At 35.9% G+C, this 18228-nt stretch carries 21 protein-coding genes; 15 read left to right on the top strand and 6 right to left on the bottom strand.

Annotated features, from left to right (window positions below):
- The first annotated feature begins 13 nt into the window (after window positions 1-13).
- Window positions 14-1018 carry an acyltransferase family protein gene (locus ACTJIP_RS02710; RefSeq protein WP_077418378.1) on the top strand — a complete coding sequence of 335 codons (1005 nt, stop codon included), beginning with the start codon at window positions 14-16 and terminating at the stop codon, window positions 1016-1018.
- Window positions 1019-1054: 36 nt separating this feature from the next.
- Window positions 1055-1696, top strand: a complete 642-nt coding sequence (locus ACTJIP_RS02705) for a uracil-DNA glycosylase (protein ID WP_440704087.1) — start codon at window positions 1055-1057, stop codon at window positions 1694-1696.
- Here the strand turns inward: ACTJIP_RS02705 and ACTJIP_RS02700 are convergent.
- From ACTJIP_RS02700 to ACTJIP_RS02690, 3 genes are all read right to left on the bottom strand, one after another.
- A complete protein-coding gene (locus tag ACTJIP_RS02700) occupies window positions 1683-2192 on the bottom strand; it encodes a hypothetical protein (RefSeq protein WP_077418380.1) in 510 nt (169 codons plus the stop codon). The genes ACTJIP_RS02705 and ACTJIP_RS02700 overlap by 14 nt on opposite strands.
- A 17-nt stretch (window positions 2193-2209) precedes the next feature.
- A complete protein-coding gene (locus ACTJIP_RS02695) occupies window positions 2210-2701 on the bottom strand; it encodes a DUF456 domain-containing protein (protein ID WP_077418382.1) in 492 nt (163 codons plus the stop codon).
- Between the two features lie 77 nt (window positions 2702-2778).
- Window positions 2779-3963, bottom strand: a complete 1185-nt coding sequence (locus tag ACTJIP_RS02690; RefSeq protein ID WP_440704086.1) for a carboxypeptidase-like regulatory domain-containing protein — start codon at window positions 3961-3963, stop codon at window positions 2779-2781.
- A 270-nt stretch (window positions 3964-4233) separates the two neighbouring features.
- Here ACTJIP_RS02690 and ACTJIP_RS02685 point away from each other — a divergent pair, with 270 nt between their 5' ends.
- From ACTJIP_RS02685 to ACTJIP_RS02640, 10 genes are all read left to right on the top strand, one after another.
- Window positions 4234-5502, top strand: a complete 1269-nt coding sequence (locus ACTJIP_RS02685) for a mechanosensitive ion channel family protein (RefSeq protein ID WP_077418384.1) — start codon at window positions 4234-4236, stop codon at window positions 5500-5502.
- A gap of 177 nt (window positions 5503-5679) precedes the next feature.
- The gene (locus ACTJIP_RS02680; protein ID WP_077418386.1) at window positions 5680-6399 is read left to right on the top strand and encodes a pyridoxine 5'-phosphate synthase; all 720 of its coding nucleotides are present in this window, start codon (window positions 5680-5682) and stop codon (window positions 6397-6399) included.
- A 145-nt stretch (window positions 6400-6544) separates the two neighbouring features.
- The gene (locus tag ACTJIP_RS02675) at window positions 6545-7324 is read left to right on the top strand and encodes an alpha/beta fold hydrolase (RefSeq protein ID WP_077418388.1); all 780 of its coding nucleotides are present in this window, start codon (window positions 6545-6547) and stop codon (window positions 7322-7324) included.
- Between the two features lie 114 nt (window positions 7325-7438).
- Window positions 7439-7675 (top strand): microviridin/marinostatin family tricyclic proteinase inhibitor, encoded by a 237-nt coding sequence (locus ACTJIP_RS02670; protein ID WP_077418390.1) that lies wholly within the window; start codon window positions 7439-7441, stop codon window positions 7673-7675.
- A 52-nt stretch (window positions 7676-7727) separates the two neighbouring features.
- Window positions 7728-7952: a microviridin/marinostatin family tricyclic proteinase inhibitor gene (locus ACTJIP_RS02665; protein WP_047387582.1), complete on the top strand. Its 225-nt coding sequence runs from the start codon at window positions 7728-7730 to the stop codon at window positions 7950-7952.
- A gap of 73 nt (window positions 7953-8025) precedes the next feature.
- Window positions 8026-8982: an MvdC family ATP-grasp ribosomal peptide maturase gene (locus ACTJIP_RS02660; RefSeq protein WP_440704085.1), complete on the top strand. Its 957-nt coding sequence runs from the start codon at window positions 8026-8028 to the stop codon at window positions 8980-8982.
- Entirely contained in the window at window positions 8975-9979 is a 1005-nt protein-coding gene (locus tag ACTJIP_RS02655) for an MvdD family ATP-grasp ribosomal peptide maturase (protein WP_426482042.1), read from the top strand. Before ACTJIP_RS02660 ends, ACTJIP_RS02655 begins: the two co-directional genes overlap by 8 nt.
- A 259-nt stretch (window positions 9980-10238) precedes the next feature.
- Entirely contained in the window at window positions 10239-11252 is a 1014-nt protein-coding gene (locus ACTJIP_RS02650; RefSeq protein WP_077418396.1) for an NAD-dependent epimerase/dehydratase family protein, read from the top strand.
- Window positions 11249-13018: an AMP-dependent synthetase/ligase gene (locus tag ACTJIP_RS02645; RefSeq protein WP_180564320.1), complete on the top strand. Its 1770-nt coding sequence runs from the start codon at window positions 11249-11251 to the stop codon at window positions 13016-13018. The genes ACTJIP_RS02650 and ACTJIP_RS02645 overlap by 4 nt, the downstream gene beginning before the upstream one ends.
- A gap of 21 nt (window positions 13019-13039) precedes the next feature.
- Window positions 13040-14098: a diphosphomevalonate/mevalonate 3,5-bisphosphate decarboxylase family protein gene (locus tag ACTJIP_RS02640; RefSeq protein ID WP_077418400.1), complete on the top strand. Its 1059-nt coding sequence runs from the start codon at window positions 13040-13042 to the stop codon at window positions 14096-14098.
- Window positions 14099-14297: 199 nt separating this feature from the next.
- Here ACTJIP_RS02640 and ACTJIP_RS02635 read toward each other — a convergent pair whose 3' ends face one another.
- Window positions 14298-15380 carry an endonuclease/exonuclease/phosphatase family protein gene (locus tag ACTJIP_RS02635; RefSeq protein WP_180564317.1) on the bottom strand — a complete coding sequence of 361 codons (1083 nt, stop codon included), beginning with the start codon at window positions 15378-15380 and terminating at the stop codon, window positions 14298-14300.
- A gap of 107 nt (window positions 15381-15487) precedes the next feature.
- Between ACTJIP_RS02635 and ACTJIP_RS02630 the strand changes: the two genes are divergently transcribed.
- Window positions 15488-15928, top strand: coding sequence for a nuclear transport factor 2 family protein (locus ACTJIP_RS02630; RefSeq protein WP_077418404.1), 441 nt, complete (start codon window positions 15488-15490; stop codon window positions 15926-15928).
- A 34-nt stretch (window positions 15929-15962) separates the two neighbouring features.
- The gene (gene gloA2 / locus ACTJIP_RS02625; protein ID WP_077418406.1) at window positions 15963-16340 is read left to right on the top strand and encodes an SMU1112c/YaeR family gloxylase I-like metalloprotein; all 378 of its coding nucleotides are present in this window, start codon (window positions 15963-15965) and stop codon (window positions 16338-16340) included.
- Between the two features lie 3 nt (window positions 16341-16343).
- On the opposite strand, the gene ACTJIP_RS02620 is transcribed toward gloA2, so the two are convergent.
- Together ACTJIP_RS02620 and ACTJIP_RS02615 are read right to left on the bottom strand one after the other, a co-directional pair.
- The gene (locus tag ACTJIP_RS02620) at window positions 16344-16727 is read right to left on the bottom strand and encodes a DUF1634 domain-containing protein (protein WP_047378474.1); all 384 of its coding nucleotides are present in this window, start codon (window positions 16725-16727) and stop codon (window positions 16344-16346) included.
- Window positions 16727-17557 carry a sulfite exporter TauE/SafE family protein gene (locus tag ACTJIP_RS02615; RefSeq protein WP_077418408.1) on the bottom strand — a complete coding sequence of 277 codons (831 nt, stop codon included), beginning with the start codon at window positions 17555-17557 and terminating at the stop codon, window positions 16727-16729. Before ACTJIP_RS02615 ends, ACTJIP_RS02620 begins: the two co-directional genes overlap by 1 nt.
- A gap of 97 nt (window positions 17558-17654) precedes the next feature.
- Between ACTJIP_RS02615 and ACTJIP_RS02610 the strand changes: the two genes are divergently transcribed.
- Window positions 17655-18206 (top strand): DUF1543 domain-containing protein, encoded by a 552-nt coding sequence (locus tag ACTJIP_RS02610; RefSeq protein ID WP_440704084.1) that lies wholly within the window; start codon window positions 17655-17657, stop codon window positions 18204-18206.
- Window positions 18207-18228 lie beyond the last annotated feature (22 nt).

Raw genomic sequence — 18228 nt, 5'->3', positions numbered from 1 at the left:
ATTGAAATTATATATGAAAAATGAAATAAAATCTTTAACGGGGCTTAGAGGGGTTGTTGCATTATGGGTAGCTTTTTTTCATTTTAGTTTTTTTAGAAATGAATTCATTCAGGATATAGTAGGGAAAGGGTATGTGGCAGTGGATATCTTTTTTGTATTGAGTGCTTTTTTATTGACTGTTTCTTATTCTGGAAAATTTAAAGAACTTAATTATAAAACAATAGAAATTTTTTATAAAAAAAGAATCAATAGAATTTATCCTGTATACATTGTATCGGTTGTTTTTATTGCATTGTTTTTAATGAAGACTTCTATAGCAGGGCTTCTGATTAATGCGACCTTATTACAATGCTTTTTTAATCCTGATTACCTGCTGAATGTTGTCTATTGGTCGCTAAGTACAGAGTGGGTTTGTTATTTGATTTTTCCGTTTATACTATGGTTTGTCCTGCATTATAAAATACGAAGCGAAGTTTTAATTATTGCAAGTTTGGTTTTGAGATTTATGCTTCCCTATCTCCCAGGCCATTTGTATATAGGTTCTGAACATTCCATGGAAGTAGGCGAATCACCAAGATATCTTGATCTTCCTTATGGTCTTGTTTCCCTTCTGAGAACAGTATCTTCTTATTTTCTTGGAATTGGGGTTGCTCTTTTACCACTATTTAAAATGAAGAAGGATACCCTCGTTATTTATATCATTCTCTTACTGTTTGTATCTATGTTGTTTATTGAAAAAGGATTGTTATTTATTCCTTTATTATCAGCATTGATGATAAAATATCTGTATGAAGGAAAGCAAAACTATTTAAAAACATTTTTAGAAACCAAGGCAGTGTATTTCCTGGGGAATATTTCTTATTCGCTATATATTATCCATTATATTGTGAAGAAGCAGGATTTCGTTATTGTGCATTCTTATCATCTTAATAATCTGTTATTGATATCTTTTTCGTTGTTATTATCCTATGTTTCTTATATGCTGATCGAAAGAAAACTGAAGATATTTAAAGTATAATGCAGGCCCTTATTTTAATATTATTATTTTTGCAGTATGACGTGGACAGAAATTTTAGCCCCTATAAAGAGTACAGAATACTTTACAACCCTTTGGGAGAAAGTAAAGAATGAATATGCAACAACTAAAGTTTTTCCACCGAAAAATCAGATTTTCAGAGCACTGGAGCTGACGGCTTTTGATGATGTTGAGGTCGTTATTATTGGTCAGGACCCTTACCATAATGATTTTCAGGCCAATGGTTTGTGTTTTTCTGTTTCTGAACAGGTTACTGCACCGCCATCACTTAAAAATATTTTTATTGAGTTAAAGGATGATTTAGGAGTGGTGAGAACTTCCAAAGAATTGGATGACTGGGGAAGACAAGGTGTTTTGTTGCTGAATGCTACGTTAACGGTTCGCGCTCATTCACCCAATTCCCATAAAGATCTGGGTTGGGAAAAATTCACCAATTTTATCATTAAAGAAATTTCAGCTAAAAAAGAGAATGTAGTATTTGTTTTATGGGGTGCTTTTGCACAAAAAAAAGCCGAACTCATAGATCCGGCTAAGCATTTTATTCTGAAATCGGCGCACCCTTCACCATTTTCTGTATACAGAGGTTTTTTTGGGAGTAAGCCTTTCTCAAAAATTAATGAGTATCTTGTTTCCAAAGGCAAGAAGCCTATTTCGTGGTAGAATCTGTTGATTGATCTGCCTTTTTTATTGTAATTCCGATTTTATATTTTCCGGCTAATGCTTTTGTTCCGTCCTGTTGTTTTGGATATGGAGCAACATCTTGTAAGGTAATGGTATACCCATTGAATTCTGCCGACTGGCGGTAATTCCTTCCCGGATAATCTATGCTTGCAAGATTCAGAATCATAGGTCGTGTAGAAGTTCCCATTACTTCCACCTGAGCAAGAGCGGCTCCGGCCCAGATACAATTGACTCCTTCAGGACAACGGCTGTCTTCAGAAACCCCTTTGAATGTCACATTCATCTGGTATTCTTTTAAAAACTTATTTTCTCCTTCATTCAGGTATATAACACCATCTTTCTGACTATTAGTGCTTGTTGTTTTAGTACCTGCAGGCATTTCAGTAGTTTTTGTGTTAATCTTAGATTTCTTTTGGGCATCGCAACCTGTTAATGCGAAAATTCCCAGACTGAGTATGATAATTTTATGGAACATAGTTTCTTATATTTTAATTAAATAACGTTAAACATATTAAGAAGTACTACCAAAAACATTGCCACTCCTACCACAAAACTGAATCCGGTTCCGTAAATGAATCCAATCAGTGCTCCTTTGGTAGATTGTAAGGCTTTATTCATATCCTTACTGTCATGAAGTAATTCACCAATAAATACCCCTGCAAACATTCCTATCAGGAAACCCAGGGGAATCGGAATAAATATACCAACAATAGTTCCTATTACAGACCCGATGCTTCCCCAGCGTGTACCTCCATATTTTCTGTTGGTTTTTGCAGGAATGACATAACTTAACACTACAGATGCTGCTGTAAGAATTCCGAATGCCCAGATATAGATCATAGGAAGATCCGCATCCGTCCCGAATTTATAGATCAGAAGCCCGCAGATGCTCAGCAAAAGCCCCGGCAAAACAGGAAGAAAAGTTCCCAATATCCCTACAAACAGGAGAATAAGGCAGAATATATTAATAATTGTCGTATCCATTCTTTTAAAATATAGATGCAATATAAAAAAAGTGGCCTTATAAAAGACCACTTTGAGAACTGAGTTATAAAATTTTATTACAAATTTAAGATTACGTATTCCAGAATCGGTCCTGCTTTACCGATATTTCCACTGGCGTGGTTATGGAATGTGGTATAGTAGATATTTCCACTGCTTGTAGTTGCTGAACATGATCCCACATAATCACCATGTGCCTGGTGGGCGTTCCATGCATTCTGATTAATGGTAATGGTAATATTGTTACCACTTGCCGTATGATGGCAGATTGTCATCTGATTATTGTTTAACGATGTTCCGACAGGTGTTTTAGGAGCTGTTGCATTTACATACTTATTGGTTCTTATCATCAATGGTTCATTATCTTTCTGTACCAATACTTCCCAGAACAAAGGATCATAATACTGGATTTTTTGCCACAAAGGCTGATCATACTGAATATCTAATGTGCTAAATCCTATTGCTGAAGCCATAGCAGCATTGGAAACGCTACAGTTATTATACATCGCACTATTACCATTGGTATTAAAACAGATCTTTGTAAGATCCAGAAAGCCTCCATAAACACCGCAGTATGGTGCATTTTTATCTCCACCTACCAGATAGGCTGCAGCCCAGTCTGAAGTATAAATGCTTCCACCATTCGTGATAAAAGTAGAGAGATTACTGAAAACAGAAAGGTCATTACTCGGATAATTGGTTCCTGAGTAATTGAAGTTACGTGAACCACAGTTCAGGAAAATAATATCGTACTGAGAAATGGTGTTGAAGTTTTTTAAATCCTGATAGCTAATTTCTGTTGCTGTATAACCAAGACTTGTAATTATAGTTTCTATTTCGTCATAACTGCCTTCTACATAAGCTATTTTTGCAATCTGATTCAGCTTTGAATCTTTGCTTGCTACACTGGTTGTTTCATTTTTTTTAACGGTAACTGGAACTTCTGTTCTGAAGTTTAAACCATTTCCTGTCTGAATGTGAAGTGTAGAGTTTCCTTCAGGTGCAGTTAGACTGAATGTACCATCTGCATCGGAATAGGTGTGGTAAACCTGATTTTTACTATCAATAGTAAATACAATAGCTCCTCCAATAGGTTTTGTTCCGTTTTTAGCAAATACTTTACCTTCTACTGTTCCGGTGGGTATCGGTTTGGTGTCTTCGGGATTGATTGACTCATCTCCACCTTTACAGTTTGCTAACAGTACAAGGCTGCACAGCATGATGAACAAGTAATTTTGTTTCATATTTAATTGATTTTTATGGGTTAGTTTTAATCAAATTTAATAATTTTTTAATATTAAAACGTTAAAATTGTAATTGTTTTTAATATTATTTACTTTATGTTGATTTTTATAGTTAAATTTTCATTTATAATCAGGGGTTGTAGAGGATTTGATATTTTTCAGTTTTTCTCAAAAATATTTTTATCAAATATCTTCTGATGAATAACTTTTGGGATGAAAATTGATTATGAATAGTAAAATGATGATTCTTAATTTCATAAATTTGCTGTAATGAATGACCAGTTACAAGAAACTAAAAACTTTATACAGGAGCTGAGCGAACAGCTTTACCTTTATATTACCCAGATATCACCTTCCGGGTTGGACTGGGTTTTCCATATTATTGTAAAACTGAGCTTACTTGTTGTCCTGTTTTTAATTACTGATTTTGTTTTTAAGTTCATCATCAATTTTGTATTCAGGTTATTTCATAATGAACAGAAATTTCCCATCTTAAAATCTATTTATCAGGCCAAAATCACCAACTCTGTAGCTCATTTTGCTGCTCTGATTGCTGTAGCTGGCATCCAGGGATCCATATTTCCGGAAAATGCGCTGCCGAAGACAACCATTTTTATCATAAGATGTATCAATCTGGGATTGGTATTAATGTTAGCAGGAATGCTTTACAGATCACTGACGGCTTTCAGAAACTATTTCAGCATCAAACAGGATTTCTACAAGATTATGGCGCTTAATGCCATTTCAGAAACTGTAAAGATTTTAGGACTTTTTATATTTACCGTAGTAGGGTTTTGTGTGATTTTTGGGATCAAAGGAACCACAATCGTAGGAAGTCTTGGGGCGATTACAGCAGTGCTTGTACTGGTTTTCAGAGATACAATATTAGGATTTGTAACAGGACTTCACGTTGCCACTTCTAAAAATTTAAAAGTAGGAGACTGGGTAAGCATTCCAAAATATACTATTGAAGGGAATATTACGGAAATAAATCTTTTAACGACTAAGATCACCAATTTTGATAAAACGGTTTCCACTATTCCTACTTATGATTTGATGACCACTGAGATCAAGAATATGCAGGTGATGTCTGAATCTAATACCCGAAGAATAAAAAAATCCATTTACTTCAACATCAATTCTTTTAAGTTTCTGACTGATGAAGATGTTGAGCGCTTAAAGGAGATTAACCTGATTTCAGATTATCTGGAAGAAAGGACTTCAGAGATCAAAAAAGAAAAAGAAAGCCTTGAACATAGAGATAAAATTGTGAATGGAAGGCAGCTTACCAATATCGGTGTTTTCAGATATTATGCACAGAAATATATTGAAAATGATCCGGATGTAGACAAAAATGGAACCCGAATGGTACGTCAGCTAGAGATTACCCCGCAAGGGCTGCCCCTTGAAGTGTATTGTTTTGCCAGTGACTCTCAATGGGAACGTTTTGAACAGATTCAGGCCGATATTTTTGATCACTTATTAGTCGCTTCAAAAGAATTTGAACTTCAGGTGATGCAGGTAAGTGTAAAAGTGTAAAAGAGCTGGAAGACGGAAGAAGGAAGCTGGAAGTTTCAGAACCTTTTAAACAAATTTTAAATTAAATTTTTAAATGATCATAAATGTGGAAGACCAATAGAAGTACAAAGTCTGGATTTACTTCCAGCCCCATGCTTCCACCTTCTAACATCTTATATCTAACATCTAAAATAAAAAATGACAAAACTAAGCGTAAACATTAATAAAATTGCGACGTTAAGAAATGCAAGAGGAGGCGAAACCCCAAGTGTTACAGAAGCTGCTGTAAAAATTCAGGAATTCGGAGGGCAGGGAATTACCATCCACCCAAGACCTGATGAAAGGCATATCACAAAAAAAGATGTCTATGATCTGAAACCGTTAGTTACGACTGAATTTAATATTGAAGGAAATCCACATCAGAGTTTTATTGATATGGTATTGGAAGTGAAGCCGGAGCAGGTAACTTTAGTGCCGGATGCTGATGATGCAATTACATCTAATGCAGGCTGGGATACTAAAAAACATCTTGATTTCCTTACAGAGATTATTGCAGAATTTAAAAAATCAGGGATCCGTACTTCTGTTTTCCTTGATCCTTTGCCGGAGTTGGTAGAATATGCTGCTAAAACAGGCGCAGACAGAATAGAACTGTATACCGAAGCTTACGCAAAAAATTATCTGACCAATAAAGAACAGGCTATAAAACCTTATTATGACACAGCGGTTGAAGCTACCAATTTTGGATTGGGAATCAATGCAGGTCATGATCTAAGCTTAGAAAACCTGAAATACTTTGCAGACACCATTCCAAACCTGTTGGAAGTATCTATCGGACATGCTTTGGTTTCAGAAGCACTTTATATGGGATTGGAAAATACAGTTCAGGCTTATCTGAAGAGACTGGCAAAATGGTAATAATTAAGAAACCGGAAGTTAGAGATTAGAGGTTGGTAAAACTTCGTTTTTGGCTCTCATGTGTTTTGCAGGTTTATAATGCAAACAATGCTACAGGGACTTATTATCTGACTTCTGATTTCTTACATCTAACTTCTAATACAATATGGAAATTTTAAATTCAAAAATATTCGGCGAAAATTCAACTCATACGCCGCTTCTTGTATTTCACGGATTATTTGGAATGCTTGACAACTGGGGAAGTTTCGGAAAAGATCTGGGAGAATATCTACCCGTACATCTTATTGACCTTAGAAACCACGGAAGAAGCTTTCATTCAGAAAGTATGTCTCATGACGATCTGGCAGATGATATTGCGCACTATATGGATCATTATGGAATTCAGAAAGCTCATGTTTTAGGACATTCTCTAGGTGGTAAAGCAGTGATGCAGTTTGCTATAAAATATCCTGAACGTGTTGAAAAACTGATTGTTGTTGATATTTCACCTAAAGCATATCCGCCACACCACCAGGGAATTATCAAAGCGCTTGAAACTGTTGATTTCAATACCGTAGGTTCAAGAAATGATGTAGAAGCAGTTCTGAACCAATATATTCCAGAAAAATCTACCATACAGTTTTTGACGAAAAACCTGTATTGGGATGAAAATAAAAAGCTGGGCTGGAGATTCAATCTTAAAACATTATCTGAAAAATATAACGAATTTGTTTCCAATGCTGTTAAATTCGGTGTTTTTGAAGGTGACTCACTCTTTATTGCGGGCGAAAAGTCCAATTATATCCTGCCTCAGGATGAATTTGGGATCAGACAGCAATTTCCTAAAGCTAAGGTAGTTACAGTGAAAAATGCCGGACACTGGGTACAGGCAGAGAATCCGGTTGATTTCGCAAACGTTGTTAAAGAGTTTCTTGAATTGAATTAATTTTATTCTTTGATTTTTTATATTATGTTAAATTTTTATTAAAAACCAATATTATTTCTCCATGATTTGAATTTTTTGTATTTTGGATTTCCAAAACAATAAAAATATTAACTTATGGAAAACAAAAATTCAAAAAAGAAGCCATTTTTTGCGTCATTCTTAGAAAAACAGGTTAAAGATCCTGAAACAGTAAAAGGAGGAGGTATTACTTCTGTATTGGTAGATCAGATTACTACATCCCTTCAGGACCAGATCACTACACCTCTTAAGGATAATGTTACCAAGCCTGATAATGATAATGTAACGATGAAATATCCTTCTGACGGGGATGATGATGTTTTAGATGTGTAAGAATATACATACAGCTTAAGCTAAATTATATATCAAACTAAAACTAAACATTATGAAAAACCAAAACTCAAAGAAGAAGCCTTTTTTCGCATCATTCTTAGAAAAACAGGTTAAAGATCCTGAGACAGTAAAAGGAGGAACTGATATGTCAATTCCTGAAAGAGACGTTATTACAAAACCGGCAATAGACGTTGTAACTTCTCCGAAAGATGATATGATGCACACGCTGAAATATCCATCTGACGGTGATGATGATGTAATCACTATTCCACTATAAAATCAGTAGAATATTTAATAAATAGTAGGGGAAACTTAAACATTAAGTTTCCCTTTTTAATAAAAACCGGCAAATGATTCTCTGCATCACCCATTCACAGGACTTTTATAATATCGATATCTTTTTCGAATACCTGGCCTCCAAAAATGTCCCTTATTTCAGACTGAATTCTGACCGATTGAATCACCTTCAGAAAATCAGCATTCATGAAAATTCATTTGAATTGACTGATGAGTATGGAAATACTATTCATTCTGATGCTATCAAAGGAGTATGGCACAGGAAAGCATGGAGAATCAGTGCTCCTGAAGAATTGGATAAGGACTATGAACGAGTTTTCCTGAACGAATACGGAAGCCTGCGTTACAATCTGATCACTGCCTTAGAGCATATTCCCTGGATAAACCCTTATGAAAATGAAAAAAAAGTAGATGGGAATAAGATATTTCAGCTGAAAATTGCAGAAAGAAATAACTTAACCATTCCCAAAACTGTATTTTCCAATGATGAAGAGAAAATAACAACATTTTTCCATCAATACTGTCAGGGGAAAGCAATTGCCAAGCTTCATGGAGTAACAGCGAAAACGATGTCAGGAGAAAATATGATGTCCACTACAATTATTGAAGAGGAATCACTTGAAAACCTTGCAGACATTGCTTACTGTCCAATGATTTTTCAACCCTACATCGACAAAGAATATGAATTGAGAATCGTCTATGTAGGCGGTGATTTCTTTACAGGAAAGATCAATAACAGTGAAAATGCAGATTGGAGGGTAGCTCGTGAAGGCTATTTCTGGTCAGCTTACGAACTTCCGGATTTCATTAAAACCAATCTCACTTCCATGATGAATGAAATGGGACTTTATATAGGAGCCATCGATATGATCAAAGGGAAAGATGGAGAATATTATTTCCTTGAAGTTAATCCACAGGGAGAGTGGGGAATGCTGCAAAAAGAACTGGGATTTCCCATTGCAGAAAGAATTGCCGATAATCTTATCAACAGAATCAATTTCCATGAATAAAATTTTAATTATAACCCATACCGCAGATAATTTTTCTATTGAAAAAGTAACAGAATACATTGAAAAAAATAACTGTGAAGTCATTCGTTTTGATGTTGACGTCTATCCTTTACAAAACAAACTGTCTACCATTTTTCAGGATGGAGAATGGATAAGTTTTCTTGAAACTCCAGATGCAAAACACCGTTTGGATGATATTTCAGCCATCTGGTACAGAAGAGCTTACAATATCGGAAAAGGACTGAAAGAGGAAATGGACTCTAAGTTTTACGGTGCGGCAATGGGAGAAATCAGAAATACACTTTTCGGTTTCTTTGAATCTGTGGATGCTTATTCTTTAGGAAAACCAAGTGTGTACAGAAGACTCGACAGTAAAGAAGAGCAATTGAAAATTGCAGATAAACTAGGGCTGACCATTCCGGCTACATGTCTTACCAACAATCCTGATGAAGCCAGAAAATTTATTCTGAAACATCAGAATGTAGTGGCGAAAATGCAAACCGGTTTTGCCATCTATGAAGACGGTGTGGAAAATGTAGTGTTTACTAACGTTGTCAGCGAAGATAAACTGGAAGAACTGGATTCATTATTGTACTGCCCTATGCAATTCCAGCAAATGATTCAAAAGAAAAAAGAACTTCGTATTACCATTGTGGGAAGAGATGTTTATGCATTTGAAATAGACTCCCAGCAATCTGAAGATGCCAAAGTAGACTGGAGAAAAGATGGAATTAATCTGATTGATAAATGGAACAGAACAGAACTTCCTGGAGATGTAGAAGCAAAACTGCTTGAACTTCTTGATATCTATAACGTAGATTACGGAGCGATAGACATGATTGTTTCCCCTGAAGACGAATATTATTTCATCGAGATCAATGCAGCAGGAGAATTCTTCTGGCTGGATAATCTTACAGAAGGAAACCTTATTTCCAAGAGTATTGCAGACGTTCTATGTGACAAAGCTCCAAGGAGAAATAATGAGGTAATGGCTTAAGAATAAAGTGTTTTTAATCATAGAAGTCCTGAAAGTTGTATATTCTTTCAGGACTTTTAAATATAATAACCTGTTGTGATTTAAATTTTTCCTGTATGTTGATTTCTGAGTGATAATATTGGTTAAATAAAGTTGAATTATGCTTTAAAAATCGCAAATTTGCAGAAGCAGTTTTTCTAAGGAATTTTTGCCGGATCCGGAAGAATTGCCGGATAGAAAATATTGTTATATTTTAGTCAGTAATCAAGTAAAATAATTAATGATTTTTGTAACGGGTGCTACCGGAATTCTGGGAAGAATAATTGTACTGGAACTTCTTAAAAGAGGTAAAAATGTACGTGCTTCCAAAAGACCGGGCAGCAATTTAAACGAAGTAAAGCATTCATACAGCTTTTATACAGAGAATCCCGACGATTTTTTCAACAAGATCGAATGGGTAAACGTAGATTTTGATGATCTCAATTCTCTGACAACAGCACTGCGAGGTGTGGATGAGGTGTATCATTGTGCCGCAAAAGTGAGCTTTCATCCCAAAGATGAAAAAGAAATGTACCGTACAAATATTAAAGGTACAGAAAATCTCCTCTTTGCGTGTGAAGGATCAGACGTTAAAAAATTTCTTCATGTGAGTTCCGTTGCCGTTCTTGATAATTTTAATGAAAAAGGAGAACTGGACGAAGATTCTGACTTTAATCCAAAACTGGAACACTCTGCCTATGCTATTTCAAAACATTTATCTGAGATGGAAGCATGGCGAGCTTCAGCAGAAGGCTTGAATGTAGTTATTATCAATCCGGGAATGATCGTAGGAAGCGGAAACTGGAATCAAAGCAGTGGAGAACTTTTCTCAACCTTTGAAGATAACAGTTTTACTTTTTCAGGAGGTTCTGCCTATGTTGATGTAAGAGACGTAGCCCATACTGCAATCGGGCTCATGGAAAATAATCTTTTCGGAGAACGTTTTATCATTGTTGCTGAAAATAACAGATATGCCGACCTGGCAAAACAGGTAAGAACCCGTCTGGGGCTTAAAGATGCCAGAATTCTTTCACAATCCATATTAAATATCGGAAGAATAGCCAATATCCTTTTCGGATGGCTGATTCCCAAACTGAAAATGGCTACCAAATCAAATATTGAAGCCATTTCTTCATTCAACACCATTTCCAATCACAAAGTCAAAGAAAAACTGAACTATCAGTTTATTCCTGTAAAAGAAAGTATAGACTTTCACCTGAATAATTATATTAACGACAAAAAGCTGAAGAAATGAATCTTGCAGAGGCAATTATCCTTAAAAATGTAGAAAAACATCCTATAAAAGCAGCCATCGGATTTAAAAAGAAAGATGGAGCCTGGAAAGAGCTGAGCTGGAAAAAATTCAGTGAGGTTATTTTTAAAACAGCCAATGCTTTAAAGGAAGCTGGAGTTCAGGAGAATGACAGAGTTGCTATTTATTCGGATAACTCATCAGAATGGATGATCGTTGACCTGGCTTCAATGGCCATTGGCGCCGTTACGGTACCTATTTATTCAACCAATAATGCGGAGCAGGCAGAACATATCATTAACGATTCCGGAGCTAAAGCTGTTTTAGTAGGAAATCAGATGCAGTATGATGCCTGTCTTGAGTTTTTACATAATGAAGAAAACAATCTTGAAACCATTATTGTTTCTAAAAAAGCAGTATGGATCAAGAAAGAATTCAATAGTTTTTATCTTGAAGATTTTATCGCAAAAGCTTCTCCGGAGCTGGAGATATACAAAAAGGAAAATGATGATACTGCTACATTGATCTATACTTCCGGAACTACCGGAATTCCGAAAGGGGTAATGCTTACTCATGGAAATTTTATCAAAGCATTTGATTCTCATTTTGAATTTTTTAAGTTTAAAAACTTCGAGGAAGAACTTTCGCTGGCATTCTTACCATTAAGCCACGTTTTTGAAAGAAGCTGGAGTTTATTATGCTTATATGGCGGAGCTCGCGTGTATTTCCTGGAAGATCCGAAAAATGTAGCCAAAGCACTGGAAGAAGTAAAACCTACTGCCATGTGTGCGGTACCGAGGTTTTTCCAGAAAGTATATGCAGGAGTTCTGGAAAAAGCAGAAGAAGGTTCATCATTGAAGAAGAAAATCTTCGACTGGGCTCTTAAAACCGGATGGGAAACTGCTGAATTGAGAAGAAATGAAAGACCAATTCCTTTTGGATTAAAATTCAAAGAAGCTGTCGCAGACAGATTGGTTTTCAGTAAAATAAAAGAAAAAATGGGTGGAAGACTTTGGTTCTTACCTTGTGGAGGAGCTTCATTGTCACCGGAAGTTACCCGTTTCTTCGATTCAGTGGGAATTCACGTGACAGTAGGTTATGGATTGACAGAGACTACTGCAACATTGACACTTTTCCCTTTAACACATTTTGAACATGGTACGAGCGGAAAGCCTTTACCGGGTGTTGAAATGCGTATCGGGGAAAACGATGAAATTCAGGCGAGAGGAAATGGAATCATGAAAGGATATTATAATAAACCTGAAGAAACCCAGAAAGTATTCACAGAAGATGGATGGTTCAAAACCGGTGATGCCGGAAAGTTCGATGATAAAGGAAATCTTATTATCACAGATAGAATCAAAGATCTGATGAAAACTTCCAATGGAAAATACATTGCTCCACAACAGATTGAAAATCTTCTGACCAACAATAATTTTATCCAGCAGATTATGCTGATTGCGGAAGGAAGACAGTTCGTTTCAGCGTTGATTGTTCCAAATTTTGAATTTTTACAGGATTATATTAAAAAGAATGGTATTCCTTTCACCAATTGGGAAGATGCTGTAAAAGATGAAAAGATCATCAACCTTTATAAAGAGAAAATAAAAGAATTACAGAATCACCTGGCGGACTATGAAAAAGTGAAGAAATTTACTTTGATGCCGGCAGAATTTGATATCAATACAGGAGAAATTACTCCTACACTGAAAGTCAAAAGAAATGTAGTGATCAAAAAATACGCGGATATTATAGAGAAAATGTACTAAGAAGTACAGTTAAATTAGACTATGACGACACAAGATTTTATAGGAAAAGAAAATTTCACCATTCATACACAAACGGTTTCAGAAAGCTGCCCATCTAATATTGCCCTGATTAAATACTGGGGAAAATATGCGGATCAGATTCCTGCCAATCCGAGTATCAGTTATACCTTAAACCATTGTAAAACCAATACCTCAATGGAATTCATCGCGGATGGAGCTTTTTCGGTACAGACCTTTCTGGCTGGAAATGAAGAAGTGAAGTTTGCCGAAAAAATTGAGAAATATTTTAAAAATATAGAACAATATCTTCCCTGGATTTTAAAAGGAAAATATATCATCAGAACAGAAAATACATTTCCCCACAGTTCAGGAATTGCAAGTTCAGCTTCAGGATTTGGAGCCATTGCAAAATGTCTGATGGCATTGGACACTTCATTTACAGGAAAAACTTCTGGAGAAGAATCTTTGAGAAAGGCATCATTTTTAGCAAGATTAGGAAGCGGAAGTGCATGCCGAAGTTTGTATAACGGACTTGTGGTATGGGGAAAAACTGATGAGGTAGAAGGAAGCTCAGATCTTTTCGGGGTACAGTATCCGGATGCTGAAATTCATGATGTATTCAAAAACTTTAACGACTGGGTTTTACTGATTCATGAAGGGCAGAAAAGTGTTTCCTCAACTGTAGGACACGGGTTGATGAATACCAATCCTTATGCGGAAAGAAGATTTCAGGAAGCAAGGGAAAACTTCGTCCCAATGAAAGAGATCCTGAAAAAGGGAGATATGGAACGTTTCATCAAGCTGGTAGAACATGAAGCACTTACGCTACATGCGATGATGATGATGAGTGATCCTGCTTTTATACTCATGAAAACAGGTACTTTGGCGGTTATCAACAAAATCTGGGATTTCAGAAGAGAAACTGGCCTATCATTATTCTTTACGCTGGATGCTGGAGCTAATGTTCACCTTCTGTTCCCAAATAATGGGACTGAAGAACAGATTAAAGCCTTTATTGAAGCTGAATTATTACAGCACACACAGAAAAATGGAGTAGTGAAAGATATTATGAAGTTCTAGTATGCAAAAGAAAAAACTTTATATTCTCATTGCTGTTTTTATTGCTGTATTACTTATGTTTTTTACTGAATATGAAGTAGGGACGGAAACAGGCAGCTAGGGTAGAAACAGAACTATTAACTGGGGCTGGAACTTTGGATTTTAATATAAAAATAGCATTGAATATTTAATAAAAGTGGGTTAAAGCCCACTTTTTTTATTAATCTTCAGTAACAACAGTTTCACGTTCGCCATCTTCTTTTTTTCCTTCTTCTATCATAATTTCAGCCTCTGCTTTCTCTTCGGAAGTCGCTGTTTCAATCAATTCTTCCTGTTCATCGTTGTGATGGTCTATGAAAAATTCGCAGTATACCGGAAGGTGGTCTGAACCAAAATTTTCCAATGTCTTCAGCTGTTTAATAAAAATATCTTCACTATGAAACATCAGATCAATAGGAAATCTTAAAAGACGGTATTTCGCATGGAAGGTAGAAACAAAAGAATGTCCGATTCTCGGATCTATCAGATGACTTGTTTTTCTGAAAAGAACAGATGATCTTGACCATGCAACATTATTGAAGTCTCCCACTACAATAACAGGTTTTTTAATGTCTTTTACACATTTGGCAGTACTTAGAAGATCGCCGTCTCTTTCCTTTGAAGTTTCTTCTTCCGTAGGACTCGGCGGCGGCGGATGAACCCCGAAGAAAACAAAAGAAAAACCAGCAGCTGTTTTCATATGGATCTCAATACTCGGAATATCATCAGCTACAAAATAATGGGTCTTTGCTTCTTTGATTTCAATTCTGGAATAGAAATGCATGCCGTAAGTATTTTCAAGAGTCACTTTATGTTGGAAGCCGTATTCTTTTTCTAAAGATCTCATAGCATTTTCCCAATCACCATTGCTTTCCATAGTCATGAAAAAATCAGGATTATGTTTTTTAATAAGTCCGGTGAATTTCTCATATTCTTTATTGAACTGATAAACATTGGCAGAAATAAAATGCAGTTTATCAGAAGATTTGTGACGCTGTCTGTGTTTTTTTACGGGGTAAAAACGGGTGTATTTGATGAGGGTATGGCTGTGATGAACAAATAAGACCAGCAGAAGCCCCTGGTAATACCATAAATATCCATTAGAATCAGTAAAAAGGCCTAACAGAAAAGTAAGAAATATAAGGTAGGTGATCTGTATTTTAGCAAATTCTGGCACCCTGAATATCCAGTGTGAATGCTGAATTTTTGGCAGTATTGTCATGACCAGCAGAAGTATGGCCAAAGTCAGATAAATAATCCACATAAAAGCTCTGAAATAATTTTGACCACAATTTAAGGAAAATGAATTTTAAAATTTGTTAATCAATTTAAATTTTATTTTATCTATTTTTAATTATCTAAATCTATACTATGAATAAAATAATTATATTTCTTCTTCTGATCAGTATTTCGGGTTTCGGTCAGCAGAATAAAGATATTGAAAAACCTATCCGTAACTTATTCCTTGGTATGAAAAATGCAGATCCGGAACTGGTAAAATCGGCCTTTGCTGAAAATGCCGTTCTTCAAACGATCACGAAGGATGGTGCTGTAAAAAGTGACAGCATACCGGATTTTGTTGCTTCGGTTTCAAAATTTACAAAAGGAGATCTGGATGAAAGGATTGTTATAGAAGCCATTCATACAGATGGAAACCTGGCCAGTGTATTTACACCTTACTCTTTTTACTTAAAGGGAAAATTATCACATTGCGGGGCTAATAGTTTTCAGCTGGTAAAGCAGAATAACGAATGGAAAATCCAGTATATTATTGATACAAGAAGAAAAGACAGCTGTAAAGAAATACAATAATAAAGTTCAATTGAAAATTAGTTTAAAATAGAAAATGAAGATCCATCATATTGCAATCATCTGCTCAGATTATGCCGTTTCAAAGAAGTTTTATACGGAAATTTTAAACCTGAATATCATCCGGGAAGTATATCGGGAGGAAAGACAGTCTTATAAACTTGATCTCGCTATCGGAGATCATTATGTGATTGAGCTGTTTTCTTTTCCCAATACTCCACAACGTCCGTCACGTCCTGAAGCATGCGGTTTAAGACATCTTGCTTTTTCTGTTGAGAATGTCTCGGAAAAACGGAATGAACTGCTAGGAATGGGATTGGATTGTGAAGAAATCCGTATAGACGAATTCACCGGAAAAGAATTTTTCTTTACCCAGGATCCCGACCAATTGCCGTTAGAGTTTTATGAAATGTAAAAATTAGTGTGCATAGCCTGCAAAGAAACTCACTGCCATAATCGCTAAAACAATAGAAGAAATGACTACATATACGTAGTCTTTTTCTTTTAGATAGCCTATTAAAGCGAAAACAATTCTCATTAAAGGGGTGAAGATCAACAGAAGAATTCCCAGCTGAATAATAGCCATTCCTTCTCCTTTACACAGGGAATTCCAGAAATGTCCCCATACTTTCTCTGAAGAAGTACCTACCACAAGGCTGGTATATTTTTCGGGCATTTTGAAACCCTCAAAAAATAACTTGATAAAACCAATCAGGGATGTTGCCACAGAAAGAATAACACCCAATCTCAGAAGGTTTCCTACGGAGCGGTTCAGATCTACATCTGTAAAATTCTTTTTCATTATCTGAAGCTTTTGTTGATACCGTTATACATCATATAAACCGAAAGAATGGTAATCACAATGGCAAAAAATACCTTTAATTTTTTTGTTTTTGATACCATCAGTGTTTTTGAACCAATAAAACTTCCGATGACAACTCCTATCAATACCGGAGCTACAATGACAGGAATAATTTCTCCTCTCTGGAAATAGATCAGTGCACTCGCTACTGCCGTTACTCCGATCATAAAATTACTGGTCGTTGTAGATACTTTGAAAGGCAGTTTCATCATATTATCCATTGCCAATACTTTCAGCGCACCAGAACCTATTCCTAATAACCCAGACATTGCACCGGCAAACATCATCATCAAAAATCCAGGAACTGTATTTCTTGCAGAATAGTTTTTCAATATTCCTTTATCAGGGAATGTTCCGTACAATTTCAGTTTATCTTCAAGACTTCCTTTGATCAGAGGTTCCTGGTGATCGGGCTTTCCTTTAAGATTTAAAATAACCGTTAAAAGAAGAATACTTGCGAAAATAATTCCGATTGTATTGGGGTTAAGCATTCCGGAAACCAGAGCACCCGCAATAGCTCCTGCTGTGGTGGCAATTTCGAGAAACATCCCGATTCTCATGTTGGTAAATCCTTCTTTGACGAAAGCTACGGCCGCGCCGGAAGAGGTACCAATCACTGAAATAAGTGAAGCACCGATAGCATAATGCATTGGAACGCCGAATCCCAGCGTTAATAAAGGAATGATAATAACTCCTCCTCCTAAACCCGTAAGTGAACCTAAAAGACCAGCGGAAATTGCGCCAAGGAAGAGTATGATGATTTCTGACATACTACAAATAATGTTACAAATATAAAATTATTGTAGTAGTCTGCCAAACATTTGAAAAAGATAAATTTAACGTATTTTTGCATGCATGAAAAATGTAATGAAATTATTTTATGTTATCCTTGGGGCAACTCCTAAAGGAAGAAATATTGAGCAGCACGATGTTTTCTTCGGAATAGCAGAGAATCTTAAAGATTTGATTCCGGATATGAAAGAGTTTTGGAAGGAAGCAGAAGGTAAAATTCACCTGGATTGTTATCAGGAAGTCAAATTTGCTGACGGCTATGAAGTGGAAATTGTAGAGAAGGGAGAGAAATCATCAGAAGACCAATTGTTTTTCCTCAATCTGGGAGGGTATAAGCCGGGGTTTTTTGAAGAATTCCATGAGCAGCATTTAATGGTGGGGCAGTCTATGGGAGAGATTGTAAAAAGGGCAAAAGCTACCGAGTTTTATCAGACAATGGGCTTTGAAGGAGCTGTAAGCCATATTGATGATAAGCATGGAGTGGATATTGATGATATTTTCAATGTGAGTGATATTATTCCTGCCTATATGAAAGAAAAATACACTATCATTCTTAAAAAATCTGATGCAGAAAATCAGGAGAACCCGATGGGACTTGGGTATTTAAAAATCGATAAAATTCAATAAGAAGTAAATTTAATAAAAATAA

This window comes from Chryseobacterium sp. 22543 (assembly GCF_052044565.1).
Classification (GTDB): Bacteria; Bacteroidota; Bacteroidia; order Flavobacteriales; family Weeksellaceae; genus Chryseobacterium.
The sequence above is the reverse complement of the archived record's forward strand: the minus strand, read 5'-3'. Positions and strand labels throughout refer to the sequence as shown.